Below are 25,949 nucleotides of genomic sequence, written 5' to 3'. Positions count from 1 at the left end.
TCAGTTCTCCTTCTCGGTGGAATGGCCGGGGAACAGTGCCGCCTCGGGGTCGATGACGGTGGCCGCGTTGTTCACGGCGGTGGCGACCTCGCCGAAGCCGACGGAGATCAGCCGGACCTTGCCCGGGTAGTCGGTGATGTCGCCGGCCGCGAACACACGGGGCAGGTTGGTGGCCATGCGGGTGTCGACGGCGATCCGCCGGGCCTGGAGTTCGAGCCCCCAGGTCTGGAGCGGCCCCAGGTCGGCGATGAAGCCGAGGGCGGCGACGACGGTACGGGCGGGCAGCAGCCGGGTGGTCTTCTCGACACGGTGCCGGACCTCGACCCGCTCGACTCCCAAGTCGCCGTGCAGCGCGCTGACTTCGGAGTCGGTGATCAGCTCGATGCCGAGGGCGCGCACCTTCTCCACGCTCGCCGCGTGCGCCCGGAACCGCGCGCTGCGATGGACGAGGGTGACGGACCGGGCGATGGGGGAGAGCAGCGCCGCCCAGTCGAAGGCACTGTCACCGCCACCGACCACGACCACGTCGTGACCGGTGTGGGCGGCCGGGTCCGGCACGAAGTACACCTGCCCGCGCCCGAGATAGTCCTCGCCCGCGGGAAGCGGCCTGGGGGTGAACGTCCCCACCCCGCCCGTGATCACAACCGCCCCCGCCCGTACGACGGTTCCCCCGTCGGTACGCACCAAGGGGAGGCCGTCGGTCCCGTGGGCCAGGTCCACCGCCCGCTGCCCGAGGAGGTAGCGGACGCCGTACGGCGCCGCCTGGGCGACCAGGTTGTCGACCAGGTCGCGACCGCGCACCGACGGGAATCCGGCGATGTCGAAGATGGGCTTCTCGGGGTACATCGCGCTGATCTGGCCGCCGCACTGCGGCAGTACGTCCATGACGGTGACGCGCAGTCCGCGGAAGCCGGCGTAGTAGGCGCCGTAGAGGCCGGACGGGCCGGCGCCGATGATCAGGATGTCGGTCTCGATCACCGACGACTCGTCAGGGGCGACCTGAACAGGAGGAACGCTCATGTCCAGGAGCGTAGGAACGGGCGGCTCTCCGCCCAACGGAACCGGTCCGGCTGACGGGACGCCCCTCAGACGAGGGCGAGTTCGACGCTCCCCGTCACGCACGCGGTCCCGTCGGCCTTGACGACGGCCACGTCCAGGGACACCCGCGCGCCCTCCACCGCCCGCACGGTCGCGGTCCAGGTGAGCGGCTCATCGGCCACCGCGGTCGTCCGGTTGCGCCAACTCACCGTCTCCAGGCGGGAGTCAGGCCCGGCCCACGCCAACGCGTACCGGGTGAGGGTCTCGCCGTGCAGCGTGGAATGCACGACGACGTCCGGGAAGCCCTCCGAGGCAGCGAACCCGGCGTCGTAGTGGATGCGATGGGAGTTCCAGGACACGGCACCGAAGCGGAAGAGCTGGACTCTGCTGTGCGTGTATTCCTGAGCCGGGCAGATGTCGCCGACGGCGGGCCTGTTCATGGGGTTCCAGGGGAGTCGATTGCTTCCATCACGACGATCGTCTCGTCCACGGCCGTCAGTTCGGTCCCGTCCGCCGAGGTGAAGCGGGTGCTGAGACCGAGCAGGACGAAGGGACCGGAGCGGCCCTGCTTGCGTTCGGCGGAGACGACGGCACGGGAAGCGGTGATACGGCTGCCCGCGACCGGAGCACGAGCCGGCCGTACGGTCTGGCCGCCGTGCACCTGGCGGACCGGGAGGCCCTGGGTGCACGGCGACTCCCGGGCGGCCAGTCCGTCCGGGCGCAGATCCTGTTCGACCGGCCCGTCCTCCCAGCTCATGGTGGCCGCGAGGAAGAGCACGGGAGCCTCGACCGGCGCGCCCGCCGCCTCCCGTTCCCGGGCCCGGACGAGGTAGTCGGCGTCGTTGAGCGCGGCGGCGTACCGGCAGAAGTCCTTCACGGTCACCGTCCCGCAGTCCTCGTCCTCCCACCGGCCGACGAGACTCCGGGCCCGGGCCAGCACCTCGTCCAGCGTGCTCACAGGGCCGACCGCAGCGCCCGGCCGATGCCCAGACCCGCGGTGCGCAGCGCGCTCGCGTGTGCGGCCGCGTCCACGCGGTAGGTCGGCGCGGTGATCGACAGGGCACCGGCGAGGGTGTCCTGGCGGCCGAAGACCGGCACGGCCATGCTCATGTAGCCGAGCCTGACCTCCTCGGCCTCGGTCGCGAGGCCCTCCTCCCGGATCCGCTCCACCTGCCCGCGCAGCCGCCCCGGAGAGGTGATCGTGTGCCGGGTGAAGGGTTTCAGCCCGTTCCTGATCACCTCGCCGAACAGGGAGGCGGGGGAGAAGGCCAGGATCGCCTTGCCGGTGGCGGTGCAGTAGAGAGGCAGCCGCCCCGCCACCCGGGACTCCTCGCTCAGGCCCCGGTGGGGCAGGATCTTCTCCAGATAGACGACGTCGAGGCCGTCGTGGATCGCGAAGTGGATGGTCTCCTGCGTGGCCAGGAGGAGATCCTCCATGTACGGCTGGGCCACCTCGCGCAGGATCCGCTGCCGGTGCACCCGCTGCCCGATCTCGAACAGCCTGAGGCCGAGCCGGTAGTCGCAGCCCGCCCGCTCCAGCAGCCCCCACACGACCAGCTCCTGGCAGAGCCGGTGCACGGTGGCCTTCGCGACACCCGTGCGGCGCACGAGATCGGCGAGGGAGAGCGACTCGTCGTCGACGGTGAACGCTTCCAGGATGGGCCGCACCTTGCCGAGCACGGAGTTCATCGAGTCCGGGCCCGGCGGGGGCCCGGCCGCGGGAGGCGGGGGAGAAGAGGCCACGGCGCGGGTGATCGGGACGACGGTCATGGCAGGCACCTCGCGATCAGGTATTACGGCTGGAATCTCACGATCAGTGACCCGACGACGACTCTGCGAGGAACGCGAGACTCAGCGGGTTGTACAGCGTGGCCTTCTCGTGTTGCGGCCAGTGTCCGCATTCCGTGAAGACCTCCAGCCGGGCCCCGGGGATCGCGGCGGCGATCGCCTCGGCCTCGGGGACGTCCCCGAGCGGGTTCTTGTTGCCCCACACCACCAGCGTCGGCGCCTTGATCCGCGCCATGCGGTCGGGGCGCAGCAGATTGCGCTCACGGGCGTCGAGCTCCTGGAGCGCGAGCAGGTTGTGCAGGTTCTCCTGGAACTCGGGGCGGTGGTAGATCTCGTAGCGCACCCGGGTCAGCTCCTCACCCAGGTCCTCGTCCCACTCGGCCCACAGCAGCGCCAGCCGGTCGCGGGTGTACGAGATCTCCGGCTCCGTCGCGGCGGCGCGGGTCGAGGTCTTCAGGCGCTCCATCACCGCCGGGTTGATCTTCGTGCCGCCCATGCACAGCAGTTGGAGGGAGGCGACGCGGTCCGGGTACTCGCTCGCCGCCCAGGACCCGACCCAGCCGCCCAGCGACTCGCCGACCAGGTGCGCGCGTTCGGCGCCCACGGCGTCCAGGTAGGCCATCAAGTGGTCGACGTACGCCGGGATCTCACCCGGGCGGTCCGGCTTGCCGGTGTAGCCGTGGCCGAGCATGTCGATCGCGTGGCAGCGGTAGCCGGCCTCGGCGTGCGCCGGGATGTTGCGGACGAACGCCTCCAGATGGCCCGTCGTGCCGTGCAGGAACACGACGTGCTCGCCGTCCTCGGGGCCGGCCTGGAGGGCGCGGGTGGTGACGTCACCGGTCTCGACGTACGCGTGCCGGTAGTCGATGCCCGAGAGTTCGGTCCAGATGCTCATGACTGCCTTTCGGTCTGTGCCTGTGCGGGGTCGAGGACGGCGACGCCCATCCCGGTGAGCCACTCGGGCATCGGTTCGTACGCCAGCCGGCGGCCGGGCACGTGGTCGAGCACGGCCGACATCAGCAGCCAGGTGCGCAGCTCCTGCGCACCGTTGCCGGCGACCTTCTCCAGCTCCTCGGTGGAGTACGCGGTGATCCGCCCGGTCTCGCCCCGCTCGACGAGGGACAGGAAGTCGTCGTCGAACCCGGGGTTGAGCGCGGCCTCGGCGGCGCGGATGATCTCGCGGCGCCGGACGTCGTAGTCCTGCCAGTTCTCCCGGCCGTCGAGCCAGGCGCCGACCATGAACTCCTCGTCGTCGCCGTGCGGTTCGCGCCAGTCCGGCCAGGGCAGCCGGTGCGAGAGCCCGCCCGAGCCGACCACCGCGACCCGCCGGTCCCCGGGGAAGGCGAGGACGGCGTCCCGGATCGCGCGGCCGAGGTCCTCGCAGCGAGTGAGGGTGGGCAGGGGCGGGGCGAAGACGTTGACGACGATCGGCACGATCTCCACGTCCAGGCCTTCGAAGAGGTACTGGATGGCGTGCGACTGGCCGTGGTCGATCTGGAGCCTGGCGGAGAACGCGGGGTCGAAACCGCCTTCCTCCACAAGGGAGTTGGCGATGTGCCGGGCCAGGGGTACGTCCACCGGCTGCGGGCCCCTCGGGGTGCCCGACTCGCCGCTGGCGACGCACTCGCCGACCCCGATCGTGAAGCTCGGGATCAGGTCCAGCCAGAAGCCGCGGAAGTGGTTGGAGCCGATCAGGATCACGGTGTCGGGGCGGGCCGCGGCCAGGGCGTCCCGTGCCTCGTAGAGCGAGTCGCGGAACCGCTCCGCCCGGTCCTTGTGGAAGGTCTGCTCCCAGTGGGTGTTCATCAGCGTGCTGTGCGAGGCGCCGACGCCCAGGACGATCTCGGTCATGCTGCTGTCCCTTCGACCTCGGCGCGCGAGCGCGTGACGGTGTCGACCGCCGTGCGGATCAGATGGCGGGTGAGCTTCTCCATCGCCCGTACGGAGACGGTGTTCATGCCGCGCGCGAAGTCGATGTCGAACAGGGAGTCCGTGACCTTCGGCATGCCGACCCGCACGGTCGGGATGCCCCGCCCGCGCAGGATGTTGGCGTCGGTGGCCCCGCTGTTGCCCCGGATCACCTCGTGCTCGCGTCCCTCGAACGCGGCCCAACTCGCCGTCGCGCTGCGGCAGATCCAGCTGTCGGGGTCGGTCCGCGTCCCGGGGATCGCCAGGACCATGTCGGCGCTGACGTCGATGTTCTTGTCGCGCAGGGCGTCGATGGCGCCCATGAACTCCCGTTTGGCCCGCATCGGCGTCGTGTCCGGCCCGATCCGCAGGTCCACCATGAGCGTGCAGGACGCCGGTGTCACCGCCGCCATCCGGGGCCAACCCCCTTGGATCGAGGAGACGATGCCCTGCGGCGCGACCGTGCCGGAGGTGTGCCGGTCGGCGTACGCGACGAACCACTCCTCCAGCTGCCGGGTGACCTCACCGGCGCGCGCGACGGGGTTGTCGTAGGGGAGGCGGTGGCGGGAGCCGACGTAGGTGTGGGTGCCGTGGACCGTCACCTCGAACCAGACCAGGCCCACCTCGTCCCAGGACACCGTCCAGCCGGGCTTGGCGATGAGCGCGTAGTCGGTCCACACGCCCTGCTCCAGGAGGAACGAACAGCCCACGCCCTGGCCGGTGTTGAGGCGTCTGCCGCCGGGCCGGGCGTTGGTGGGCATGCCGCCCGCGCCGAAGGCCGCGACCAGGTCGCCGGTGAGCGGGATGCCGGCCAGCGCGATCGCCTCGGCGGCCATCATCACGCACGCGGCGTGGCCCTTCGGGTTGGAGGCGCCGAGGCCGACGACCAGGTCGTCGTGGACGGTGGCGCGCGGGCGCATGTCGTCCCGCAACTCCGGCCCGATCCAGGGGAGATCCTCGCTCTCCTCGCCCACGGTCAGGGTGTCGATCGGCGCGTACAGCATGAGGTCGGGGCCGGTGCCGTCGCCGGAGAGCCGGGCCCAGGCGTTGGCCTGCCGGTCGTCCAGGGGCTGGACCCGGGCCGGGCAGCCCGCGGTCGTGAGGGTGTCGGCGATGTGCTCCGCGAGGGGGCCCTCGTCGCCGGTGGGGCTCGGGACGTCGACGAGCCCGGTGATCAGCTCGCGCAGCCGGTCGGCAGTGACGTGCCGCCAGGCGTCGGAGACCCAGGCGGCCCGCGTGTCGTCGAGACCGGCCAACTCGTCCGCGGCGGTCACTGGTTGATCCTGTGGACCTGGGTCATCGTCGTGCGCTCGAAGCGCTTCTTCGCGAGCGGGAGCCCGATCGCGATGCCGACTCCGATGAGCAGGGTGAGCAGTGTGCGGCCCATGGTCATGCCTTCTTCTCGTCGGGCTTCTCGTCGGAACCGGTGCCGGGGGCGCCGCCCGCGCCGGCCAGCTTCTTGCCGTACTCCTCCTCGCTGAGGTTCCGCCAGGCGGTCAGCGAGATGTCGGGGCGGTAGAGCTTCTCCGGGGGCGCGTCGGTGATGTCGACCATCCAGGCGTCCTGGCCGGAGAACTGGCCGTGGAACAACCAGCGGATGGCGCCGAGGTACTTGGCGTAGAAACGCAGGGTCTCCCAGCCCTCGGTGAAGTTGACCATCACGCCGACATAGCGGTGGTTGTCCTGGTCGACGGGGACGTAGAACTCGTAGTGGATGAAGTTCGGGTACGCGATGCGCAGCACGCCCGGCATCGACAGGGACGCGAAGCCGGGGAACTCCTGGGCCTCGATCGTCGGGTTCACCTGGTCGGGCTTGCCCGTGTTGCCGATGTTGAAGGTCTCCTTCGGCGGCTGGGCCTTCCACCAGCGCTTGTTGGTCCAGTGGCCGACGCTGGGGAACTCCGCTTCCCAGTAGACCTCGTCCTGGACCCGGAAGATCCAGCGGCCCTTGGGCACGATCCGAGTGATGTTCCAGGTCGGCATCGGCTTGAACAGGCGCCAAAGTGCCGTGCGGTGCAGGTACTTGGCGTGCCCTTCGTCGAAGCCGTTCTCGCAGGCGAAACGCCAGTTGCCGCTGCGCGGATCGATCCGGCCGCCCATCACGAAGGCGTTGGAGACGAGTTCCTCGGGCAGCTGCGAGTCGATGGGGTGCGGCTCCTCGTCGGCGAGAGGGATGTACACCCACACCATGCCGAGCCGCTCCTCGACCGGGTACGTCCGCACCGAGACCTTGCCGGTCAGGCGGCAGCCGGGGCCGTCGGTGATGACCGCGGCCAGGTTGCCGGTGGGCAGGTCGAAGGTCCAGCCGTGGTACGGGCAGCTCACGGTGCCGGGGAACTGCTGGTTGCCCTCCGAGAGCGGGACACCGCGGTGCGGGCAGCGGTTGTGCAGCGCGTACGCCGTGCCGTTGTCCCGGATCAGGGTGATCTTCTCGCCGCAGATCGTGAACGGGAGCGGATCGCCGGTGATCTGGCTGGACCAGGTGACCGGGTACCAGTAGCCGCGGAAGCCGGCGCCCGCCGCGTCGTAGTGCGGCCACGACTTCCAGTCCTGGCGGCCGGGCTCTCCTGCTGGTCTGCGGCGGCTCCGGACGGGGGGCTTTTTGTCGGGAGAGTCGTCGACCGTCATCGTGCGCGTCCTCCTGCTGCCGGGGAACCGTGAGGTGCCGGGTGAACCGTGAGGCGAGCATGCGGCGGCCCGCGGGATCCGCCCAAGGGACCCGGTCCGCTGAGCAGACCGGGGCTCGCGGACGGGCCGGGAGACCCGCGCTCACCTGCGCGTCCCGGTCAGCGGACCCTCGGCGATGCGTCGGGGCCGTCCCCCGTTCTACGGTGCGCCAATTCCCGGGCCGCACCCCGACGACCAGCTGCCAGAAGACCAGCCGCCACCGGCGGGCTCCCCACGAACCCTCGAGGTACTCATGGATGCACGGTCCACGACAAGACACCCCCTCGTCGGCGCCACCGCTCTCGCTGTCGCCCTGCTCACGCTCACCGCGTGCGGCGCGGCGACCACCGACTCGGCCGCCGGCGCCGGATCCGACAAGAACGGCGCGGGCCCCACGATCCGCATCGGCGTCGGCATCGACGCCTCGTACGCACCCTTCTTCCTCGCCGACGCCAAGGGCCTGTGGGCCAAGCACGGGGTGAACGTCGAGCTCGTCCAGTTCGGACAGGGCAGCGAAGGCGTCAACAACCTCGTGGCCGGCCAGGTGCAGATGTCCGGAAACTCCGACACCACCACCATCAGCATGCTGTCCCAGGGCCCCGACCTGCGGTCCTTGATGGTCTACGAGCAGTCGGGCGAGTACCTCAAGGTCGTCCTCGGCCCGAAGGTGAAGTCCGCCGCGAAGATCCGCAGGATGGCTGTCTCCCCGGGTCTGTCCGAGCTCGCCGCGACCCGGTTCCTGGAGTCGAAGGGGATCGATCCGAAGTCGGTCGACCTCATCACCGCCGACCCGCCCGAGATCCCGGCCCTGATGAAGAAGGGCGACGTCGACGCGTACGTCCTGTGGGAGCCGTGGCCCACCAAGGGCGTCGAGCAGGGCGGCCGGATCCTGGAGAACACCGGTGCCTACGGGGTGACTTACTCCCAGTGGCTGCTCGCCGGCGCCGACTGGCTGAAGGCCAACTCCGACGCCGCCACCAAGGTTGCCAAGACCCTTCAGGAGGCGGCAGCGCTGACCGAGAGCGACCCGGACGCGGCGGCCGCGGCGACCGAGAAGGCCGTGAAGGTCCCGGCGGCCCAGACCCTGACCGCCATCAAGGAAATCGACTTCGGCACCCGCGACTTCACCGCCGAGGACCTCAAGGCCTACGCGAGCACGGGCCAGTTCTTCGTGGACACCGGCAAGGTCAAGGCGCAGCCGGATGTCACGAAGGCCGTCCAACGCGGTTGGTTCACCAAGAACGTGAAGGGATCTTGATGACGGAGGGCGTGAAAACCCACCCCACCCACCCCACCCACTCCACTGGGCTCACCGGCCGCGGCGCGGCCCTGACCGTCGACGGCGTCGGTATCCGCTTCGACACCGTGCAGGCCGTCCGGAACATCTCCCTCGACATCGCCGCCGGCGAGTTCCTGTGTCTGCTCGGCCCGAGCGGCTGCGGCAAGTCCACGCTGCTGTCCGCCCTGGCCGGCTTCGTGACCGTGGACGAGGGCAGCCTCTCCGTCGACGGGACTCCGATCACCGGCCCCGACCCCGAGTTGGGGATGGTCTTCCAGAGCAGCGAAGCGCTCTTCGACTGGATGACGGTCCGTCAGAACGTGGCCTTCGGCCCCCGCATGCGCGGCGCCTCACGCCTCCAGCGGGCCAAGGCGGCCGACGAGTACCTCGGCCTGGTCGGGCTGCGGCACTGCGCGGACCGTTTCCCGGGCCAGCTCAGCGGCGGCATGCGCCAACGCGTGCAGATCGCCCGCGTGTTGGCCAACGAACCCGGCGTCGTCCTCATGGACGAGCCGTTCGGCGCGCTCGACGCGCAGACCCGCCAGGTGATGCAGGAGGAGACGGACCGCATCTGGCGCGCCTCCGGCTGCACCGTCGTCTTCGTCACCCACGACATCGACGAGGCCATCCTGCTGGCCGACCGGATCGCCGTCATGACCGCGGGCCCGGCGGCCTCGGTGAAGTCCGTCTACCCGGTCGACCTGCCCAGGCCCCGCGACGAGGACGATCCGGCCGCCGTCGAACTGCGCCGCCGGCTGCGGGAGGACATCGGCGAGGAGGTCCGCAAGGCACTGCGCGACCAGGGACTCGACACCGAGGAGGACGACCGATGACCGTCGCCACGGCTGCCGCCGCAGGCAGCGCGGGGACCAGGAAACGTCCGGCCCGGGCGAGCGCGGGGAGGCTGCGCGCCCTCGGCATGTACACCCTGTCCGTCCTGATCGGCATCGGCGTCTGGCAGCTCCTTGCGACGGTGTACGGTCCCTCCCTGGTCGCCTCCCCGAGTGAAACCCTCAGCGCAGCACGGGAGTTGGCGTCGGACGGCACCCTGACCAACTCGATCGTCGCCTCCAGCCGCCGCATCCTGATCGGCTGGGGGCTCGGCGTCCTCGTGGGCGCACCGGTGGGGCTGCTGGTCGGCCAGGTCCCGCTCGTGCGCCGGCTCCTGGAGCCCTACATCGAGTTCTTCCGGTTCATCCCGCCGGTCGCCTTCGTCACCCTGGCGGTGGTGTGGCTGGGCATCGGCGAGTCCTCGAAGGTCGTCCTGATCTTCTACACGGCCGTCTTCATCGTCACGGTGAACACCAGCGCCGGCGTGATGGCGGTGAGCGAGTCCAAGCTGCGCGCGGCACAGAACCTCGGCGCGAGCCGCCGCCAGATCCTCCAGGGGATCGTGCTGCCCTCGACGGTGCCGCACATCGTCACCGGCGCGCGCCTCGCCATGGGCAACAGCTTCCTGACCATCGTCTCCGCCGAGATCGTCGCCTCCAGGGTCGGCCTCGGCTCGCTGATCTGGACCTCCCGCAACTACGGGCGGATCGACTGGGTCTTCGTCGGAATCATCACCCTGGGAATCCTCGGGTTCGTCTTCGACCGCGTCCTGCGGATCGTCGCGTCCCGCGTCCTGCGTCGATACGGAGTGAAGCTGTGACCACCGTCAAGTCCCGCGCCCTGGTCCTGGAGAGCTTCGGCTCGCTGCCCCGCCTGGTGGAGCGCGCGGTGCCGGAGCCCCGCCCGGGCCACACCCTCGTACGGATGCGGGCCGCCCAGGTCGGCCACCTCGATCTCAACGTCGTGGACGGCAGGTTCGGGATTCTGCCCGATCTGCCCGCCGTCCCGGGCACCACCGGATGCGGGGTCGTCCTCGCCTCGGACACCCACGCCGAAGGCACCCTCGTCCGGCTCGGCGGCAAGGGCCTCGGCCTGCGCCGCGACGGTTGCTGGGCCGAGCACGCGCTGGTGCCGGACGCCGCCGTGGAGACGGCCGAGGAGGGCACGGACCCCGCGCTGGCGTGCAGTTGGTTCTCGCCGGCCGGTACGGCGTGGGCGGCGGTGCACGCGGTCGCGGACGTACGGCCGGGGGAGCGGGTGCTGGTGACCGGCGCGGCGGGTGCGGTCGGGGCGATGACCGTGCAGGTCGCCGCGCGGGCCGGGGCCGAGGTGGTCGGCGTGGTCGGCCGGCCCGCCAAACTCGCCCACGTCCCGGCTCCCGCCAAGCCCCTCCTCGCCGCCGACCTGTCCGCGGAGTCGGTGGGAGGCCCGGTCGACGTACTCATCGACACCGTCGGCGGACCAGTGCTCCGCGACTGCCTCCCGCTCGTCCGCCCTCGCGGTCGTGCCGCACTCGTCGGCTACACCGCCGGCCGTGAATTCGGCGTGGACCTCGCGGACTTCCTGCTCGCCGACGTGTCCCTGCTGCCGGTGAACCTGATGTCCCGGGGCAAGGAGGTCGCCGCGGACGCGGAGGGGCTGTTGGCCGAACTGCGCACGGGGGAGCTGACCTTGGAGATCGAACGCCACGGCATCGAGGGGCTGGCGGAGGCCGCCGAGCGGCTGCGGACCGGGGAGGCGATCGGCAAGGTGGTGCTGGACCTGGGGTGAAGCACTCCAATACCGGGACGAAGTGTTTCAGCTGACTACTTGTCAAATAGCGCTGCCGAAAAGGCATTTGGTAACCGCGTTGCGGAATTGAAAGGACATACACAATCTCTTCACGGGGTGTAGCTTCTACCCGTCAGTAGAGGCTTGAGCGAGGGTGGTTGTGTGGTTGCCTCTCCGCATACCGAAAAGTTCGCCGCCCACCTCCGGATGCTGAAGGACCGCAGCCGTCGGGGCTACGACCGGCTCGGCAAGGAGGCGGGCGTCAGCGGTTCCAGCCTGCATCGGTACTGCTCCGGACTCAGCGTCCCCGCGGACTATCGGGTGGTGCACGCCTTCGCCAAGGTGTGCGGCGCCAGCGCGGAGGAACTGCGCGAACTCCACCGGCTGTGGGCGCTGGCGGACACCGAACGGGACGCACCGGTGGTGCCGGTCAAGGACGACCCGGAGCAAGAACCGAAACCGGAACCGGAACCGGAGTCGGAACCGAAATCGGAGTCTGAACCGGATCCGGAGCCGGACGACATCACCCCACCGGAGGTCACCGCCGGCGAGACCGGGAAACCGCGCCGGTCCCGGGTGCCGGAGAAGTGGTCCTCCCGGTGGGCGGTACTGGCAGCCGTGGTCGCGGTGGTGCTGGTGGCGGGCTTCGTGTGGATGCCCGACAGCGGCACCGGCGGCGGCTCGCCCGCGGCCGGCAACAGGCTCCTGTACTCCAAGGCGTGCAAGACGGTCAGCATGGGACAACACGACGAGTGCGTACGTGAGTTGCAGACCCTGTTGCTGCGGGCGAAGGGCAAGCTCGCCGTCGACGGGGACTTCGGGCCGGAGACCCTGCGCCGACTGACCGCGTTCCAGGTGCTGGCCGGTCTGCCGGCCACCAACGTGGTCGACGACGCCACCAAGAAGGCGCTCTACGCGCAGAAGGTGAGCATGACGACCTGGTCCCAGGCCAGGGTGGCGAAGCGGGTCCGCGAGGTGTTCGTCGAGGATCCCGACACCGCCGTGGCCGTCGCCCGCTGCGCGTCCTTCCTCGACCCGCTCTACGTACTGCCCAACACCAACGGCAGCCGCAACTGGGGCGTGTTCCAGATCTCCGACCGCCGCCTGCCCGAACTCGGCGGCACACCGCTGCGGGCGTTCGACCCGGACTGGAACATCAAGGCGGCCCACCGGCTGTGGAGCGCCGAGCACGACTTCCACGACTGGCCCTCCTGCGAGGCGGCGTTGAAGGACAAGGCGAAGAGCTGACGGACAGGCCGAGAAGGTGACGGGCAGGCCGAAGAGCTGATGCGCGGAGCTCCGGGTACCGCCGCCGCGGTACCCGGAGCTCCACTCCCCCGAGTGCGGCGTCAGACGGTGCCGTCCTGCCACCACCAGTCGCGGCCGAGGTCGGCCCTGCTGTCGACGTGCTGGTGGTCGACGGTGTACGTCTCCAGCCCGGAGAACCCGCAGGTCTCCGCCTTCTGGTAGACGGTCTTGGTGGCCACCCCCGGCACGTCGAGGTCGGCCGCCGTGCCGTACAGGTGCATGCTGTCGCTGGCCCCGCCGATCTCGGCGTTGTGCGCGATGTTGCGGAAGCCGGAGTTGACCGTGATCGGCTTGTCGCCCAGCTTCTTGCGCAGCGCCTCCAGCTTGTACATGCAGCGGCGGACGTTCTCCTTCACCTGCGCCGTGCTCAACTTGCCGCCGCTGAAGCCGCCGCCCGTCTGGTTCTCGAACTCGGTCCAGTTGAAGTGGAGCGTGGAGCCGTCCGACTGCTCCAGCGCGTTGAGCTTCGCCTGGGTGTTGGGCCCGACGCTGGCGTCGGCGGTGAGACCGTACGCCGACTGGAAGCGGCGCACCGCGGCGGCCGTACCGGGACCGAAGTCCCCGTCGACACCGACCCGGCTGTGGCTCGCGCTGTCCGCCGCCCAGCCCGCGATCCTGATCTGCAGCTCGGTCACGTCGGCGCCGGTGGCGCCCTCGTTGAGGGTGCGCGTCCACGAGTAGGCCTCGGCGACGCCCGAGAAGAGCAACTGGCCGAACGCGACGCCGGCACCGGCGGCGAGCGTGCCACGCAGCATGGCGCGGCGGTTCATGGGACGGAAGGAGGAAGTCATCATCGTCCTTTCGGAGAACGGTGGTGGGGGAGATGGGGTCAGTAGGCGATCTGGAACGTCACGTTCTGCGCGTCGGTGTCATAGGCGTGCACGCGCAGGATGAAGTGGGTGCCGTCCTTGACGTCGGTGGCGACGGTTCCCCACTCGGTACCGTGCGTGGTGTACGCGTCGTCGTTGTTGCACTTGGTGGTGTGGTCGACGAACACCACACAAGCGTCCAGGTACACCCCCGGCACGTCCGTGATGAGCCGCATGTTGATGTCGTTGCACCGCGAGGACGTGGTGTACGTGCCGTACTCCTTGGCCGCCGCCTGGTAGTGGTACGTCAGGGTCTTCGCGCCGCCGTAGCAGCTGACCGCGGCGGCCGCGGGCTGTGCGGTGACCGAGGACTGCGCGGTGGCGGGGACGGCGCCCGCTGCCAGCAGCGCGGCCGTGGTGAACAGAGCCGAGGCGAGCGCCTTGGTCCGGACCATGATGGTCTCCGTTCGATGTGGGGAGGAGGAGATGAGGTGCAGGAGATGAGGTGCAGGAGATGAGCGGCGGGAGAGGGGCAGGGCATCAGAAGGCGATCTGCGCGACCGCGTCGTCGCCCTCCAGGGGCACGCCGTTGGGCACCGTGAACTTGGTGCCGTCAAGGACGTCGGTGGCGATGGTCGTCCAGCTCCGGCCGACCTTGGTCCAGTGGTTGCAGGTGCCGGTCTTGGCGAACTTCACGCAGACATTCAAGTAGTCGGCGGTTCCGCTGATGACGCGCATGTTGATGTCGATGCAGCGACTGGTGGTCACGTACGGGCCGAAGTCGAGGACGTTCCCGTAGCGCACGGTGACCGCTCCGCCGTAGCAACTGGTGGCGGCTGTCGTGGAGTTGACGGCCGAGGCGCGCGACGCCGAAGTGGCGAGACCGGAGGTGCGGTTGGCCAGCCGGTCCAGATCGGCCTGGGTGCCGTTGAACACGTCCCCGGTCGCCGGAGCGCGCAGGCCCGGGAAGAGCGCGGCGTCGGTGTACTGCCACATCGACCAGGTCGTCGAACCGTTCGGCACCGGCGGCGAGGTGATCGACTGGCGGTAGTCCGCGAGTTGCAGCGGATACCGGGCGAAGGCGGTGGTCGAACCCAGGCAGTCGTCCAGGAAGGACTTCTGGGTGTAGATCATCGGAGTACGGCCGAAGGCCGCCTCCACCTTGTCGAGCCAGGCCTTGGCGTCACTCACCGTGCCGTAGGTGGGACAGCGGCCACTGCCGTCGTCCATGCGCTCCAGGTCGAAGATCGGCGGCAGATCGCCCGCCCGCTGCCCGGTGTAACCGGTCGCCCGCACCGCGGCGATGAACCGGTCGGCCTGCGCCGCACCCGTGTCGGCCGCCGTGCCCGTGTAGAAGTGGTACGGCGCCACGGCCAGCCCCGCGGCCCGGGCCGCGGGGAGGTCGGTGGCGAGGTACTCGTCGGTGACGTTCAGACCACGGGTGGCCTTGACCGTCGCGAACTCGACTCCCGAGGCCTTCACGGCCTTCCAGTCGATCGCCGCGCCGCCCGGGTGCTGGTACTTGGCCGTGTCCAGCCCGTCGATCGCGTAGCCGGCGGGGCGCGGCGGCGTGCAGTAGGCGTTACGGCCGGACCAATCCACCACCTTCGCCCAGGTGTTGGGTCCCACGACGCCGTCGGCACTGAGGTTCGCGCAGTGCTGGAGCTCGATGACACGGGACTTGGTCCCGCCCCCGAAGTCGCCGTCGATCGTCAACGGCGCGTAGTGGTACGGCTCCATGGCCAGGTTCAGCCGGCACTGGAGCTCCATGACCTCGGTGCCCTTCGCGCCCTGTTGCAGCGTCGGCCGCGTGTCGGTGTGGCCGCACACGGACGTCTGCGCGGTGCTCGACGTGCCCTGGGTGGCGCAGGTGTGCGGCTGCGCGGCCCAGGTGTTGAGCGCCGCCCAGGTCTGCGGGCCCACCACACCGTCCACGCCGAGGCCGGCACACCGCTGGAAGTCCTTGACGCGCGCCGCCGACGCCGGCCCGAACGAGCCGTCCGCCGCGATCGGCGTGTACTTGCTCGGCTTGGTCGCCAGATTGAGCTCGCACTGCGCCTCGACCGCCGCGTCCCCCGTCGATCCCTGTTGCAGCGTGGGCTGTTCGCTCGAATGCCCGCAGACCGCGACCGCGGCGGTGACTGCGGACTCCGCAGACTGCGCCACCGTGGTCCCGTACAGGGGCAGGACCGCTGCCACGGCGAGGGTCAGACCCCGCAGAAGCGTCCTTTGTCCCATCTGGTGTTCCCCCTCTGATGAGTTGCCGGAAGTGCCCGGCGGACTCATGCTGGCGCGGCCGTCCCGAAGCCCGGATCCTCCGGCCCCCGATTGGGACGCCGGGACGATCACACGCCTGTGACCTGTGAGGATGGATCAGCGCTGGGATGGACGCGGGATACGGGGGACGGAGAGGGAGTTCGTTGAGGAGGCGTCGGGGGTCCCCGTGTGGTCCGACCCTGGCTCCTCACCTCAGGACGACGACCGCCCGCCCCCGGCAACACACCACATCGCCCACATCGCCCGCGCCACCCGCCCCGCACCGCTCGACCAGATCGAGAGTGACCGCACCGCTGATCGCGTCCACCGACTCCACCGTGCCCGTCACCACCAACCGGTCCCCGACGTAGCCCGGCGCCCGGTTCCGCCACCCCACCTCGCGCACCTGCCCACCCGCACCCGCGAACTCCGCCGCCGCACGGTGAAACAGGCACCCGTGCAGCTGAGCCATGACGACCGCCCCGGCCAGCCCCTCGGACCGCGCGAACTCGGCGTCGTAGTGGATGCGATGGGCGTTGCGGGTGACTGCCCCGAACCGCAGCAGACCGATCGCGTCGGGCGTCAGCTCGACGGGCAACACGGCTTGGCCCACGACGACTTGACGCTCCCGGTGGCCGGTCATCGGACGATGAACCTCTCCGTGACCTCGACCAGCGTCCCACGCGCCGAGTTGTACGTCTTCTCCACCGTGAGGAGCAGGAACCCCTCGCCACTGCCCTTCCGCTCCACGTCCGTGAGCGTGCGCCGCAGCTCGATCCGGTCGCCCGCGCGCACCACCCCGACCCACCGCACGTCCTGGCCACCTGCCATCAGCCGGACGTCGAGCCCGTCGGTGCCGGGCACCTCGTCGCGGTACATGCCGTCCGGCCGGAATTCCGAGGCATCGGCCCCGGGCGCCCCGCGCAACAGACTCACCACGTACATCGGATGGACGGTGAAGTCGGCGCGCGCGGGATCGACGAGATGCGGTGCGCGCTCGCCGGCCGCCCGCGCGAACTCCGCCGCGTCCTCGGCCCGTACGACCCCCAACGACCGCTGCTCGCCGGCCCCGATCGACGCCCGGGCCCGCTCCTCGACCAGCTCCAACACGGTGTTCCCGATCATGAGGTGCCTCCCTGCGGCCCGCGAGCCTCGTCCGGTGCCCGGAGGCTAAGGACCACCCGTCGCCGACCGCCACGGAACCGGCCCGCTCAGCGGACCGTTCCGCTTGGGCGGAGATCGACGCGGTCCCACCATCGGGACATGGACCTCATGGACATCCAGGCGCCCCCGGAGGGCTCCTACGCGGAAGCGGACGGCGTCAAGTACCACTACGTCGAACTCGGGGAGGGCGGCCCCTCGGTCAGCCCCACGGTCTTCCTGCACGGCGGCGGCCCCGGGTGCACCGGCTGGTCGGACTTCGGGCAGGTGGCCCCCCTGTTCGCGACGGACCGCCGCTGCCTTCTCGTCGACATCCTCCAGTACGGCAAGTCCGCCAAGCCCGTCATCGAGGGCCCCATGTGGGACTACCACGCGGCCAAGACGGTCGCCCTGCTCGACGAACTCGGCATCGAGCGCGCCGACTTCGTCTGCAACTCCTGGGGCGGCACCATCGCGCTCAACCTCGCCGCCAAGTACCCCGAGCGCGTACGGTCGTTGGTCATCACCGGCAGCATGCCCGTTTTCTACGGCCCCCTCGCCCCGCTCCCGGAAGGCGGCCGCCGCGGCCGCAACGCCCGGGACGTGTACTACGGCGGCACCGGCCCCTCCTGGCAGAAGATGCGTGAACTCATCGCCCGCCTCGAGTGGTTCGACCCGGAGGCCATCCCCGACGGCACCGTGACCCTGCGCTACGAACAGAGCCTCGACCCCGAGGAGACCGCCCTCGCCGGCGCCTCCGACAACCCGCGCGGAGACTGGCAGGACCTCACCGCCGAACTCGGCCTGATCACCGCGCCGACGCTCTTCGTGTGGGGCATGCAGGACGCGTTCCTGACCCCCGACTACCCGCTGATGCTGGCCCGCATGATCCCCAAGGGCAACCTGCACGTGATGAGCGAGGCCTCCCACCACCCGCAGGAGGAACGGCCCTACGACTACCACAGCGTCGTCTCCGGCTTCCTGAACCAGCAGCACGGCTGAACCAGCTACTGCACGGCTGAACCAGCTACAGCACAGCTGACCCCGTACCACCGACTCTCCGGGGAGGAGACGTGAGCGAGTCCGTGCCGCGCGTCGTCGAACTGTCCAGCCCCTTCACCCGGTTCGCCGGCCGCCTGTTGGTCGGCCTCGGCCACGAGGTCGTACTCGTCGAACCACCGGAAGGCGACGGGACCCGCCGCGAACTCGACGGCGACGCGTTCGTCCACTGGCACGCGGGCAAACGCTCGGTCGTTCCCGCCTCACGCGAGGAGCTGCGCGGTCTGCTGCGCGGTGCCGACGTGCTGCTCGACGGGAGTCCGGGCGGCGCGGAGGCGCTCGTCGACGGGTGCGAGGACCTCGTCCACGTCCGCGTCACCCCCTTCGGCCTGCTCGGCCCCCGCACCGACTGGCAGGGCACCGACCTCGTGGTCGCCGCGCTGGGCGGGATGCTCGCCCAGGTAGGCGACTCCGATGGCCCGCCCCTGCGCCTCCCGGAGCAGCAGGCCGAGCAGCTCGCGGGCGTCAACGCGGCCATCGCCGCCCTGCTCGGCCTCCGCGCCCGCCGCACCGGCCCGGGACAACTCGCCGACGTCTCCGCGCAGGCCTGCGTGGCAGCCGCCCTGGAGGCCGGCACCCTCGCCTACCTGCACGAGGACCGGGTGCCGCCACGCCCGGGCCGGGTCCACCCCCTCGTCCCGCACGGCCTGTTCAGGGCCGCCGACGGCTACCTGGGCGGAGGCCTGGGCGGCAGCCCACGTATGTGGGACGCCCTGCTCGACTGGCTGCGCGAGGAGGACGCGGCGGCCGATCTCACGGAACCGCGCTGGCAGGACCCGGTCGAACGCAAGAAGCACCAGGAGCACGTGTTCAAGGTCGTCCAGGACTTCGTGGGCACGTGGCCCAAGGCCGAGTTCGCGGAGCGGGCCCAGGCCAGGAAGCTGCCCTGGGCCGCCGTCGACCTGCCCCACGAACTCCCCGACAATCCGCAGCTCGCCGCCCGCGGCTTCTTCACCCGGGTCGGGACACCGGAGGGGGAGCGGACCGACCTGGGCTTCCCGTTCGCGTTCCCGGAAGGCCGCCGGGTACGGGAGTTGGAGGTCCGGGGCGTGGGCGCGGACCAGGAACTGCTGCACGCCGGGCCACGCACCGAACGCCCTGTTCAGCAGGCCTTCGTACAGCCCGCCCTGCACGGCATCCGCGTCCTCGACCTCACCTGGGTCCTCGCCGGCCCGTACTGCACCAAGATCCTCGCCGACCACGGCGCCGACGTCATCAAGGTCGAGTCCGCGGGCCGTCCCGACCCCACCCGCTTCGCCCCCTTCATGCACCTCTCCCGCGGCCCCCACACGGACCCGAACACCAACGGCTACTTCAACGAGGTCAACCGCAACAAACGCAGCATCGCCCTCGACACGCGAACCGACGACGGCATCGCGGTGCTCCGCGAACTCATCGCCCGCTCCGACGTCCTCGTGGAGAACTTCAGCTCCACGGTCATGCGTAAACTCGGCCTGGACTACGAGGAGTTGCGCCGGATCAACCCGGATCTCGTCTACGTCAGCATGTCGGGCATGGGTCACACCGGACCACGCAACGGCTGGGTGTCGTACGCCGACACGGTCTCGGCGAGCGGGGGCCTGACCGGACTGACCGGCTGGGGACCCGACGACGTGGTCGGCGTGATCTACGGCCACGGCGACATCGTCGCGGGCCTCCAGGCCGCCCTCGCCACTGTCGCCGCACTGGAGCACCGGGCGGTCACCGGACGCGGACAGCACATCGACCTCTCCCAACTGGAGGCGATCGCCGCCCACATGGGCACCAGTCTCCTCGGCGGCCCCAAGGTGAAACCGAGCGGCAACACGCACCCGAGCTGGAGCCCGCAGGGCGTCTACCGCTGCCTCGGCGCCGACCGCTGGCTGGCCGTCAGCGTCCGCGACGACCACGAATGGGCGGCGCTGTGCGAGGTGATCGGCCGCCCGGAACTCGCCACCGACGAACGCACCCGTACGGCGGAGGCCCGGAGAGCCGCGGCGGACCTGGTCGATGCGGCACTGGGGGAGTGGACCCGCACGCTGCCCGCCGACACCGCCGCCGAGGCGCTCCAGGCGCACGGTGTCCCGGCCGGAGCCGTCCAGGACGGACGCGAACTCGTCGAGCACGATCCGCAGTTGAGGGCCCGTGGCTTCTACGTGCGCAAGGATCACCCGGTCGCGGGCGCCTTCCTCCACGAAGGCGTCCCGATCCGCCTCGCTCGCACACCCGGCGGTATCCGCGAGGCCGCGCCCGTGCTCGGCGCCGACACCGACGCCGTACTGAGCGAGGTGGCGGGCTTCTCGGCGGAGCGCATCCGGGGACTTCGGGAGGCCGGAGTGCTGCGGTGAACGACACGATCCCCCGTCTTCTCGAGGAGGCGGCCGGTAAGTTCGGCGACCGCCTCTTCCTGCGGGTGGGGGAGGTGGCGCGGACGTACGCGCAGACCCGTACCGCCGCCGCCACGATGGCGGGAGCACTCGTGGAGCGCGGTTGTCGGCCGGGAGACCGCGTCGCCGCCATGGCCGGCAACCGGATCGAACTGGTCGACCTCATCCTCGGCTGCGCCTGGTTGGGAGCGGCGCTGATCCCGCTCAACACCGGTCTGCGAGGTGGTGGCCTCCGGCAGGTGTTGAGCGCCGCTGAACCGCGATTCCTCCTTGCGGAGGGGGAGTTGGCGGAGCGTGTCGTAGCGGCCGGTTTTCAGGGTGAGTTGTGGATCGCAGGCGGCGAGGACGTCCCGGCGCCGGGCGCGACCGCGGCCGTGCCGCCGACCCAAGTGCGCCCGGACGACACCGCTTTCGTGCTCTTCACCTCGGGCACCACGGGAGCGGCACGCGGTGTGCGCTGCCCGCACGCTCAGACCGTCCAATGGGGGCGCAACGTCTCGGACTCGCTCGGCCTCACCGCCGACGACGTGCTGTACACCTGCCTCCCGCTGTTCCACACCAACGCCCTCAACACCCTGGCGCACGCCCTGGCCGTGGGCGCGAGCTGTGTGATCGACGAGCGGTTCTCCGCCACGCGGTACTGGGCACGGGTGGCCGAGACCGGTGCCACGGTCGTCTACCTGCTGGGCGCGATGGTGCCCATGCTGCTCGCCCAGCCCCCGGGCCCCGCCGATCGCGCGCACCGGGCCCGGCGCGGACTCTCCCCGGCCACTCCCGGTCCCGCATGGGCGCCCTTCCGGGAGCGGTTCGGGGTCACTCTCGTCGACGGATTCGGTTCCACGGAGACGAACCTCGTCATCGGGTCGACCCCCGAGGAGCAGCGGCCCGGCTACCTCGGCACGGTGCGCGAAGGCTTCGCCGCGCGCGTGGTCGACGACAGCCTCGCTCCCGTCCCGGACGGCGTCGCCGGGGAGTTGGTGGTCCGCAGTACACGCGAACTCGCCTTCTCCACCGGCTACTTGGGGGAGTCCGTGCCCGCCCCCACCGCATGGCGGCGGACCGGTGACCGGGTGATCCGCGAATCCGACGGATGGTTCCTGTTCGTCGACCGGATCAAGGACGTCATCCGCCGGCGCGGCGAGAACGTCTCCTCGCAGGAGGTCGAGTCGGCCGTCCGCTCGCATCCGGCGGTCGCCGACGCGGCGGCCTTCCCGGTGCCGTCGGAGCTGGCCGAGGACGAGGTGATGGTCGCGGTCGTCCCCGGACCCGGCCACCTACTGGACCCCCGGGAGCTCGTACGGCACTGCGCCGGCGAACTGCCCGCCTTCGCCGTGCCCCGGTACATCGACACCGTCCCGGAACTGCCGCTCACGGCGACCGGCAAGGTCCGCAAGGCGGTGCTGCGCGAGCGCGGGGTCACCGCCACCACCTGGGACCGCGAGGCCTGAGAAGCTGAGCGGACGGCCGCCTTCCGTACGGTCCTCCGCCTCTGCGTTCGAATTCATCCCTGCCGACCCCTGGCCCCCGGGACTTACCGGCGGGTATACAAAGTCCGTTGAACGAGCGAGGACTTCACCGGGCCCGTCCCGTCGTGTCGACTCGGATCAGGGGGGATCTTCATGAGGCGTGAGCTGAATCCGGCCGCAACCGCACCCGGTCGCCGCAGGGTTGTGGCGGCCGCGGCAGCGGTCAGTGGCTGCGCGCTCGTCGTCGCTTCCGCGGCACCCGCGGCGGCGCACGGTCCGGGCCACGACCGCCGTACGCAGTACGTGGCGCTCGGCGACTCGTACACCGCGGGGCCGAACATCCCGACCCAGGTGGACGCGAACTGCGCCCGCTCCGACCACAATTACCCCTCGCTGGTGGCGGCGGACCGCAGAGGGACCGTGCTCAAGGACGTGAGCTGCAGCGGCGCGACCACCGAGGAGATGTGGAAGGCGCAGGGCACGAACCCGCCTCAACTCAACGCGGTCCAGCGGGACACCGACCTGGTGACGGTCCAGATCGGCGGCAACGACATCGGGTTCAGCACCATCATCGGCACCTGCGCCAGGCTCAGCTCCACGGACCTGTCGGGCAATCCGTGTCAGCGGTACTACACCTCGTCCGGGACCGACCAGTTGGTGCTGAACATCCTCGACACGGCACCCAAGGTCACCCGCGTGCTCCGGGCCGTCCACAAGAAGGCGCCCCACGCACGCGTGCTCGTCGTCGGCTACCCGGACCTGCTGCCCGACGACGGCAGCGGCTGCTACCCCTCCGTGCCCTTCGCCGCCAAGGACTTCTCCTATCTGCGGGACACCGGGAAGCGCCTCAACCTGATGCTCCGCCTGGTGGCCGCGCTGAACGGCGCGGAGTACGTCGACACGTACAAGCCGACCATCGGGCACGACATGTGCAAGCCGCCCGCGGACCGCTGGATCGAGCCCCTCCAGCCCGCCTCCCCGGCGGCCCCCGCCCACCCCAACGCCAAGGGCGAGGCCGTCATGGCGACCGCCGTCCTCAACCGCCTGGAGAGGCGGCACGGGCACTGACGTCGCCGCGAGGGCGGCCCGGGGCTACTCCTTGACCGCCCTCAGCACCACGAACTTCGCATCGCCGGCGACGAGTTCACAGTTGCCGAACAGCCGCCGCAGCTTCGCGTGGTACCCGAGGTGCCGGTTGCCGATCACCCACAGCTCGCCACCCGCCCCGAGCACCCGCTGCGCCCCGGTGAACATCCGCCACGCCGTCGCGTCCGTCGTCGTCTGGTGCGAGTGGAACGGCGGGTTGTTGAGCACGAGGTCCACGCTCCCGTCGGCCACCCCCGTGAGCCCGTCCCCGACCCGGAACTCGGCGTGCCCGGGCACCCCGTTCGCCTTGTACGTCGCCTCCGCGGAGGCGACGGCCTGGAACGACTCGTCGACGAACAGCACTTCGGCGTCCGGATCGGCGAGCGCCATCGCCGTACCGACGACACCGTTCCCGCAGCCCAGGTCCACCACACGGCGGGCGCCGCTCGCGGTGGGCAGGTGGCTCAGGAAGAAGCGGGTGCCGATGTCGAGCCGGTCCGCGCAGAAGACGCCCGCGTGGTTGACGACGGTGTGCCCGGACACGGTGCCCACACCGTCGGGCAGGGCGTAGCTGTACGGCCAGGGGTTGGTCCCGCGCCGCAGCGAGGGGTCGGGCGTGCAGAAGATCAGGCGGGCCTTCTTGTCCGCGAGGGAGGTGCGGGTCAGTCCGAGGATGCGCTCGAACAGGCGCAGCGTCGAGGTGTGGATCTCCTTGACCATGCCGGTGCCGACGACCACCGTGCCCGCGTGCACCCCGGGCGCCAGCCGGTGCAGTTGGTCCTCCAGGAGCGCCAGGCTCTTCGGCACCCGCACCAGCAGCACGTCGACCCGGTCGGGCGGCGGATCCTGGGTGGTCAGGAGCTGCACCGCACCGATCCCGACACCGGCCCGCCCGAGATTGGCGCGGGTCGCCTCACGGGTGAGGAAGGAGTCGGTGATCTGCACGGGTTCGTACTCCGCCAGGGCGGTGGCCAGGGCGCCCCAGCGGTCGCCCACGACCACGACGGTGCCGGACAGGGGGATGCCCTCGTCCGCGAGGTGCCTGAGCAGGTACTCGTCGGAAGCGTCCCAGGCACGGAGCCGGTCGCGCGGGTCCTCGGGGAAACGGGCCAGCTCGCGCTCGCCCCATGGCGTCGTCATACGGTCGTTCATTGTGCTCAAGGCTAGCGGAGCCGCAGCTCAGACCCGTTCGGGCAGGATGGAGGCCATGGACGAGGCCGAACTCTTCCCCCGCGAACGCGCCGAGATCGCGCCGGGCGCGGTCCACGTACCCGACTGGCTGGACCCGCGGCGGCAGCGCGAACTCGTCGAGAAGTGCCGCACCTGGGCCCGCCCGCCGGCCGGTCTGCGCACCGTCCGCACCCCCGGCGGCGGCACGATGACCGCCCGCCAGGTCTGCCTCGGCCTGCACTGGTACCCGTACGCATACGCCCGTACGGCCGTCGACGGTGACGGCGCCCCGGTGAAGCCGTTCCCGGCCTGGCTGGGCGAACTGGGGCGCCGGGCCGTGACCGACGCGCTCGGACCGCAGCCGACCCCGGCGGCCTACGACATCGCGCTGATCAACTTCTACGACGGCGACGCCCGCATGGGCATGCACCGCGACGCCGACGAGAAGTCGGACGCCCCGGTGGTGTCCCTGAGCCTCGGCGACACCTGCGTCTTCCGCTTCGGCAACCCCGAGACCCGCACCAGGCCCTGGACGGACGTCGAACTGCGCAGCGGCGACCTGTTCGTCTTCGGCGGCCCGTCCCGTCTCGCGTACCACGGGGTGCCCAGGGTCCACCCGGGCACGGCACCACCGGAACTGGGACTGACAGGGCGTCTGAACATCACGCTCCGGGTCGGCGGTCTGTAGTCGTCCTGTCGTCGTCCTGTAGTCGTCGTACCTGCGGATCATGGGAGACTCGCCTTCATGAGCGGCAAGGCTGACCCCCGGCCGGCGGGGGAAGGGACCACCCCGAGAGCGCGGTTGGACCGAGGGCGCGGTGCGCTCGGGCCCGCGCTGGAGCTCGTACACACCGGGCGCGCGCCGACCAGGGCGGTACTCACCGCCGAGCTCGGCGTGACGCGGGCGACGGCCGGCGCGGTCGCCGCGGAGTTGGAGGCGCTCGGGCTGATCCGGGTGGACGCCAGGCCCGGCGCGGCGGCCGGTTCGCAGGGCCGCCCCTCGCACCGGCTCGCCGTCGCGGACGACGGACCCGTTGCGCTGGCCGCACAGGTGCACGCCGACGGGTTCCGGGCGGCGCTGGTCGGCCTCGGCGGCCGGATCGTCGCCACCGCGGCCGGCCGCGAGACCGTCGACGCCGACCCCGCCAAGGTCCTCGGCTCCGTCGTGGAGGCGGGCGCCGAGCTGCTGCACGAGACCGGCCTGCGGTGCGTCGGCGCGGGTCTCGCCGTACCGTCTGCGGTCGCCGAACCGGAAGGCCTCGCTCTCAACCCGCTGCACCTGGCCTGGCCCGCGGGCGCGCCCGTGCGCCGGATCTTCGCGGAGTGCGTGCACGCCGCCGGCATCACCGGACCGGCGTTCGCGGGCAACGACGTGAACCTGGCCGCCCTCGCCGAACACCGGCACGGAGCGGGCCGCGGCGCCCGGGACCTGCTCTGCGTGGCCACCGGACACCGGGGCGTGGGCGGCGCGCTGGTGCTGGACGGCCGTCTGCACACGGGCAGTTCGGGCCTGGCCCTGGAGGTCGGCCACCTCACCGTCAACCCCGAGGGCCGCCCCTGCCACTGCGGCAGCCGCGGCTGCCTCGACGTCGAGGCCGACCCGCTGGCCTTCCTCACCGCCGCGCACCGCGAGCCCGGCCCCGTGGTCTCGCTCCTCCACCAGGCCATGGACCTGATCCGCAACCACTACGACGACCCGTCGATCCGCACGGCCACCGAGACCCTCATCGACCGCCTCGGCCTCGGCCTCGCGGGCCTGGTGAACATCCTCAACCCCGACCGCATCATCCTCGGCGGCCTGCACCGCACCCTCCTGGACGCCGACCCCGAGCGGCTGCGCGCGGTCGTCGCCGACCGCAGCTTGTGGGGCCAGAGCGGCGGTGTCCCCATCCTTGCCTGCACCCTCGACCACAACAGCCTTGTCGGAGCAGCCGAGTTGGCCTGGCAGCCGGTCCTGGACGACCCGCTGGGGGCGCTGGCGTAGCGCCGGTCGCGTAGGCTCGCGGAC

Annotated in this window: 25 protein-coding genes; 11 read left to right on the top strand and 14 right to left on the bottom strand. The window is 71.0% G+C overall.

Annotated features, from left to right (window positions below):
- From ACWD5F_RS04130 to ACWD5F_RS04095, 8 genes are all read right to left on the bottom strand, one after another.
- A complete protein-coding gene (locus ACWD5F_RS04130; RefSeq protein WP_451250818.1) occupies positions 1-1,020 on the bottom strand; it encodes an NAD(P)/FAD-dependent oxidoreductase in 1,020 nt (339 codons plus the stop codon).
- A gap of 65 nt (positions 1,021-1,085) precedes the next feature.
- Positions 1,086-1,478, bottom strand: a complete 393-nt coding sequence (locus ACWD5F_RS04125; protein WP_451250816.1) for an acyl dehydratase — start codon at positions 1,476-1,478, stop codon at positions 1,086-1,088.
- Entirely contained in the window at positions 1,475-1,996 is a 522-nt protein-coding gene (locus tag ACWD5F_RS04120; RefSeq protein WP_451250814.1) for an FAS1-like dehydratase domain-containing protein, read from the bottom strand. The genes ACWD5F_RS04125 and ACWD5F_RS04120 overlap by 4 nt, the downstream gene beginning before the upstream one ends.
- Entirely contained in the window at positions 1,993-2,808 is an 816-nt protein-coding gene (locus tag ACWD5F_RS04115) for an IclR family transcriptional regulator (RefSeq protein WP_451250812.1), read from the bottom strand. The genes ACWD5F_RS04120 and ACWD5F_RS04115 overlap by 4 nt, the downstream gene beginning before the upstream one ends.
- Before the next feature lie 43 nt (positions 2,809-2,851).
- Positions 2,852-3,721, bottom strand: a complete 870-nt coding sequence (locus ACWD5F_RS04110) for an alpha/beta fold hydrolase (RefSeq protein ID WP_451250810.1) — start codon at positions 3,719-3,721, stop codon at positions 2,852-2,854.
- Complete coding sequence (locus ACWD5F_RS04105) at positions 3,718-4,677, bottom strand: DODA-type extradiol aromatic ring-opening family dioxygenase (RefSeq protein WP_451250808.1); 960 nt, start codon at positions 4,675-4,677, stop codon at positions 3,718-3,720. Before ACWD5F_RS04105 ends, ACWD5F_RS04110 begins: the two co-directional genes overlap by 4 nt.
- Entirely contained in the window at positions 4,674-6,008 is a 1,335-nt protein-coding gene (locus tag ACWD5F_RS04100; protein ID WP_451250806.1) for a M20 family metallopeptidase, read from the bottom strand. Before ACWD5F_RS04100 ends, ACWD5F_RS04105 begins: the two co-directional genes overlap by 4 nt.
- Positions 6,009-6,123: 115 nt before the next feature.
- Complete coding sequence (locus ACWD5F_RS04095; protein ID WP_451250804.1) at positions 6,124-7,362, bottom strand: aromatic ring-hydroxylating oxygenase subunit alpha; 1,239 nt, start codon at positions 7,360-7,362, stop codon at positions 6,124-6,126.
- Between the two features lie 292 nt (positions 7,363-7,654).
- Between ACWD5F_RS04095 and ACWD5F_RS04090 the strand changes: the two genes are divergently transcribed.
- The 5 genes from ACWD5F_RS04090 to ACWD5F_RS04070 all read left to right on the top strand — a co-directional run bounded on the left by ACWD5F_RS04090 (position 7,655) and on the right by ACWD5F_RS04070 (position 12,529).
- Entirely contained in the window at positions 7,655-8,659 is a 1,005-nt protein-coding gene (locus ACWD5F_RS04090) for an ABC transporter substrate-binding protein (RefSeq protein WP_451250802.1), read from the top strand.
- Positions 8,659-9,513, top strand: a complete 855-nt coding sequence (locus ACWD5F_RS04085; protein ID WP_451250800.1) for an ABC transporter ATP-binding protein — start codon at positions 8,659-8,661, stop codon at positions 9,511-9,513. Before ACWD5F_RS04090 ends, ACWD5F_RS04085 begins: the two co-directional genes overlap by 1 nt.
- Complete coding sequence (locus tag ACWD5F_RS04080; protein ID WP_451250798.1) at positions 9,510-10,331, top strand: ABC transporter permease; 822 nt, start codon at positions 9,510-9,512, stop codon at positions 10,329-10,331. Before ACWD5F_RS04085 ends, ACWD5F_RS04080 begins: the two co-directional genes overlap by 4 nt.
- Positions 10,328-11,281, top strand: a complete 954-nt coding sequence (locus ACWD5F_RS04075) for a quinone oxidoreductase family protein (RefSeq protein ID WP_451250796.1) — start codon at positions 10,328-10,330, stop codon at positions 11,279-11,281. The genes ACWD5F_RS04080 and ACWD5F_RS04075 overlap by 4 nt, the downstream gene beginning before the upstream one ends.
- A 162-nt stretch (positions 11,282-11,443) precedes the next feature.
- On the top strand, positions 11,444-12,529 hold the full coding sequence (locus tag ACWD5F_RS04070; protein WP_451250794.1) for a helix-turn-helix domain-containing protein: 1,086 nt from the start codon (positions 11,444-11,446) through the stop codon (positions 12,527-12,529).
- 101 nt (positions 12,530-12,630) lie between these two features.
- On the opposite strand, the gene ACWD5F_RS04065 is transcribed toward ACWD5F_RS04070, so the two are convergent.
- The 5 genes from ACWD5F_RS04065 to ACWD5F_RS04045 all read right to left on the bottom strand — a co-directional run bounded on the left by ACWD5F_RS04065 (position 12,631) and on the right by ACWD5F_RS04045 (position 16,779).
- Positions 12,631-13,359, bottom strand: a complete 729-nt coding sequence (locus ACWD5F_RS04065; RefSeq protein WP_451250792.1) for a D-Ala-D-Ala carboxypeptidase family metallohydrolase — start codon at positions 13,357-13,359, stop codon at positions 12,631-12,633.
- 59 nt (positions 13,360-13,418) lie between these two features.
- Positions 13,419-13,853 carry a hypothetical protein gene (locus ACWD5F_RS04060; RefSeq protein WP_451250790.1) on the bottom strand — a complete coding sequence of 145 codons (435 nt, stop codon included), beginning with the start codon at positions 13,851-13,853 and terminating at the stop codon, positions 13,419-13,421.
- An 85-nt stretch (positions 13,854-13,938) separates the two neighbouring features.
- Positions 13,939-15,636: a GH25 family lysozyme gene (locus ACWD5F_RS04055; RefSeq protein ID WP_451250788.1), complete on the bottom strand. Its 1,698-nt coding sequence runs from the start codon at positions 15,634-15,636 to the stop codon at positions 13,939-13,941.
- Between the two features lie 226 nt (positions 15,637-15,862).
- Positions 15,863-16,297 (bottom strand): acyl dehydratase, encoded by a 435-nt coding sequence (locus ACWD5F_RS04050; protein ID WP_451250786.1) that lies wholly within the window; start codon positions 16,295-16,297, stop codon positions 15,863-15,865.
- A complete protein-coding gene (locus tag ACWD5F_RS04045; protein ID WP_451250784.1) occupies positions 16,294-16,779 on the bottom strand; it encodes an FAS1-like dehydratase domain-containing protein in 486 nt (161 codons plus the stop codon). The genes ACWD5F_RS04050 and ACWD5F_RS04045 overlap by 4 nt, the downstream gene beginning before the upstream one ends.
- 138 nt (positions 16,780-16,917) lie before the next feature.
- Here ACWD5F_RS04045 and ACWD5F_RS04040 point away from each other — a divergent pair, with 138 nt between their 5' ends.
- From ACWD5F_RS04040 to ACWD5F_RS04025, 4 genes are all read left to right on the top strand, one after another.
- Positions 16,918-17,796 (top strand): alpha/beta fold hydrolase, encoded by an 879-nt coding sequence (locus ACWD5F_RS04040; protein WP_451250782.1) that lies wholly within the window; start codon positions 16,918-16,920, stop codon positions 17,794-17,796.
- Between the two features lie 71 nt (positions 17,797-17,867).
- Complete coding sequence (locus tag ACWD5F_RS04035; RefSeq protein WP_451250780.1) at positions 17,868-20,180, top strand: CoA transferase; 2,313 nt, start codon at positions 17,868-17,870, stop codon at positions 20,178-20,180.
- The gene (locus tag ACWD5F_RS04030) at positions 20,177-21,667 is read left to right on the top strand and encodes an AMP-binding protein (protein WP_451250778.1); all 1,491 of its coding nucleotides are present in this window, start codon (positions 20,177-20,179) and stop codon (positions 21,665-21,667) included. The genes ACWD5F_RS04035 and ACWD5F_RS04030 overlap by 4 nt, the downstream gene beginning before the upstream one ends.
- Positions 21,668-21,838: 171 nt before the next feature.
- Positions 21,839-22,753 carry an SGNH/GDSL hydrolase family protein gene (locus ACWD5F_RS04025; protein WP_451250776.1) on the top strand — a complete coding sequence of 305 codons (915 nt, stop codon included), beginning with the start codon at positions 21,839-21,841 and terminating at the stop codon, positions 22,751-22,753.
- Between the two features lie 24 nt (positions 22,754-22,777).
- Here ACWD5F_RS04025 and ACWD5F_RS04020 read toward each other — a convergent pair whose 3' ends face one another.
- On the bottom strand, positions 22,778-23,911 hold the full coding sequence (locus tag ACWD5F_RS04020; protein WP_451250774.1) for a methyltransferase: 1,134 nt from the start codon (positions 23,909-23,911) through the stop codon (positions 22,778-22,780).
- A 67-nt stretch (positions 23,912-23,978) separates the two neighbouring features.
- Here ACWD5F_RS04020 and ACWD5F_RS04015 point away from each other — a divergent pair, with 67 nt between their 5' ends.
- Together ACWD5F_RS04015 and ACWD5F_RS04010 are read left to right on the top strand one after the other, a co-directional pair.
- Positions 23,979-24,629, top strand: a complete 651-nt coding sequence (locus ACWD5F_RS04015; protein ID WP_451250773.1) for an alpha-ketoglutarate-dependent dioxygenase AlkB family protein — start codon at positions 23,979-23,981, stop codon at positions 24,627-24,629.
- Between the two features lie 57 nt (positions 24,630-24,686).
- Entirely contained in the window at positions 24,687-25,925 is a 1,239-nt protein-coding gene (locus tag ACWD5F_RS04010; RefSeq protein ID WP_451250771.1) for an ROK family protein, read from the top strand.
- Positions 25,926-25,949: the final 24 nt, after the last annotated feature.

Source organism: Streptomyces sp. NPDC002499 (assembly GCF_053595415.1).
This window is presented reverse-complemented; position numbering and strand designations above follow the sequence as displayed.

Coding starts and splice junctions, on each gene's coding strand:
- ACWD5F_RS04130 (WP_451250818.1), bottom strand. CDS start 1,020: ATGAGCGTTCCTCCTGTTCAGGTCGCCCCTGACGAGTCGTCGGTGATC.
- ACWD5F_RS04125 (WP_451250816.1), bottom strand. CDS start 1,478: ATGAACAGGCCCGCCGTCGGCGACATCTGCCCGGCTCAGGAATACACG.
- ACWD5F_RS04115 (WP_451250812.1), bottom strand. CDS start 2,808: ATGACCGTCGTCCCGATCACCCGCGCCGTGGCCTCTTCTCCCCCGCCT.
- ACWD5F_RS04110 (WP_451250810.1), bottom strand. CDS start 3,721: ATGAGCATCTGGACCGAACTCTCGGGCATCGACTACCGGCACGCGTAC.
- ACWD5F_RS04105 (WP_451250808.1), bottom strand. CDS start 4,677: ATGACCGAGATCGTCCTGGGCGTCGGCGCCTCGCACAGCACGCTGATG.
- ACWD5F_RS04095 (WP_451250804.1), bottom strand. CDS start 7,362: ATGACGGTCGACGACTCTCCCGACAAAAAGCCCCCCGTCCGGAGCCGC.
- ACWD5F_RS04090 (WP_451250802.1), top strand. CDS start 7,655: ATGGATGCACGGTCCACGACAAGACACCCCCTCGTCGGCGCCACCGCT.
- ACWD5F_RS04085 (WP_451250800.1), top strand. CDS start 8,659: ATGACGGAGGGCGTGAAAACCCACCCCACCCACCCCACCCACTCCACT.
- ACWD5F_RS04080 (WP_451250798.1), top strand. CDS start 9,510: ATGACCGTCGCCACGGCTGCCGCCGCAGGCAGCGCGGGGACCAGGAAA.
- ACWD5F_RS04065 (WP_451250792.1), bottom strand. CDS start 13,359: ATGAACCGCCGCGCCATGCTGCGTGGCACGCTCGCCGCCGGTGCCGGC.
- ACWD5F_RS04060 (WP_451250790.1), bottom strand. CDS start 13,853: ATGGTCCGGACCAAGGCGCTCGCCTCGGCTCTGTTCACCACGGCCGCG.
- ACWD5F_RS04055 (WP_451250788.1), bottom strand. CDS start 15,636: ATGGGACAAAGGACGCTTCTGCGGGGTCTGACCCTCGCCGTGGCAGCG.
- ACWD5F_RS04050 (WP_451250786.1), bottom strand. CDS start 16,297: ATGACCGGCCACCGGGAGCGTCAAGTCGTCGTGGGCCAAGCCGTGTTG.
- ACWD5F_RS04045 (WP_451250784.1), bottom strand. CDS start 16,779: ATGATCGGGAACACCGTGTTGGAGCTGGTCGAGGAGCGGGCCCGGGCG.
- ACWD5F_RS04040 (WP_451250782.1), top strand. CDS start 16,918: ATGGACCTCATGGACATCCAGGCGCCCCCGGAGGGCTCCTACGCGGAA.
- ACWD5F_RS04025 (WP_451250776.1), top strand. CDS start 21,839: ATGAGGCGTGAGCTGAATCCGGCCGCAACCGCACCCGGTCGCCGCAGG.
- ACWD5F_RS04020 (WP_451250774.1), bottom strand. CDS start 23,911: ATGACGACGCCATGGGGCGAGCGCGAGCTGGCCCGTTTCCCCGAGGAC.
- ACWD5F_RS04015 (WP_451250773.1), top strand. CDS start 23,979: ATGGACGAGGCCGAACTCTTCCCCCGCGAACGCGCCGAGATCGCGCCG.
- ACWD5F_RS04010 (WP_451250771.1), top strand. CDS start 24,687: ATGAGCGGCAAGGCTGACCCCCGGCCGGCGGGGGAAGGGACCACCCCG.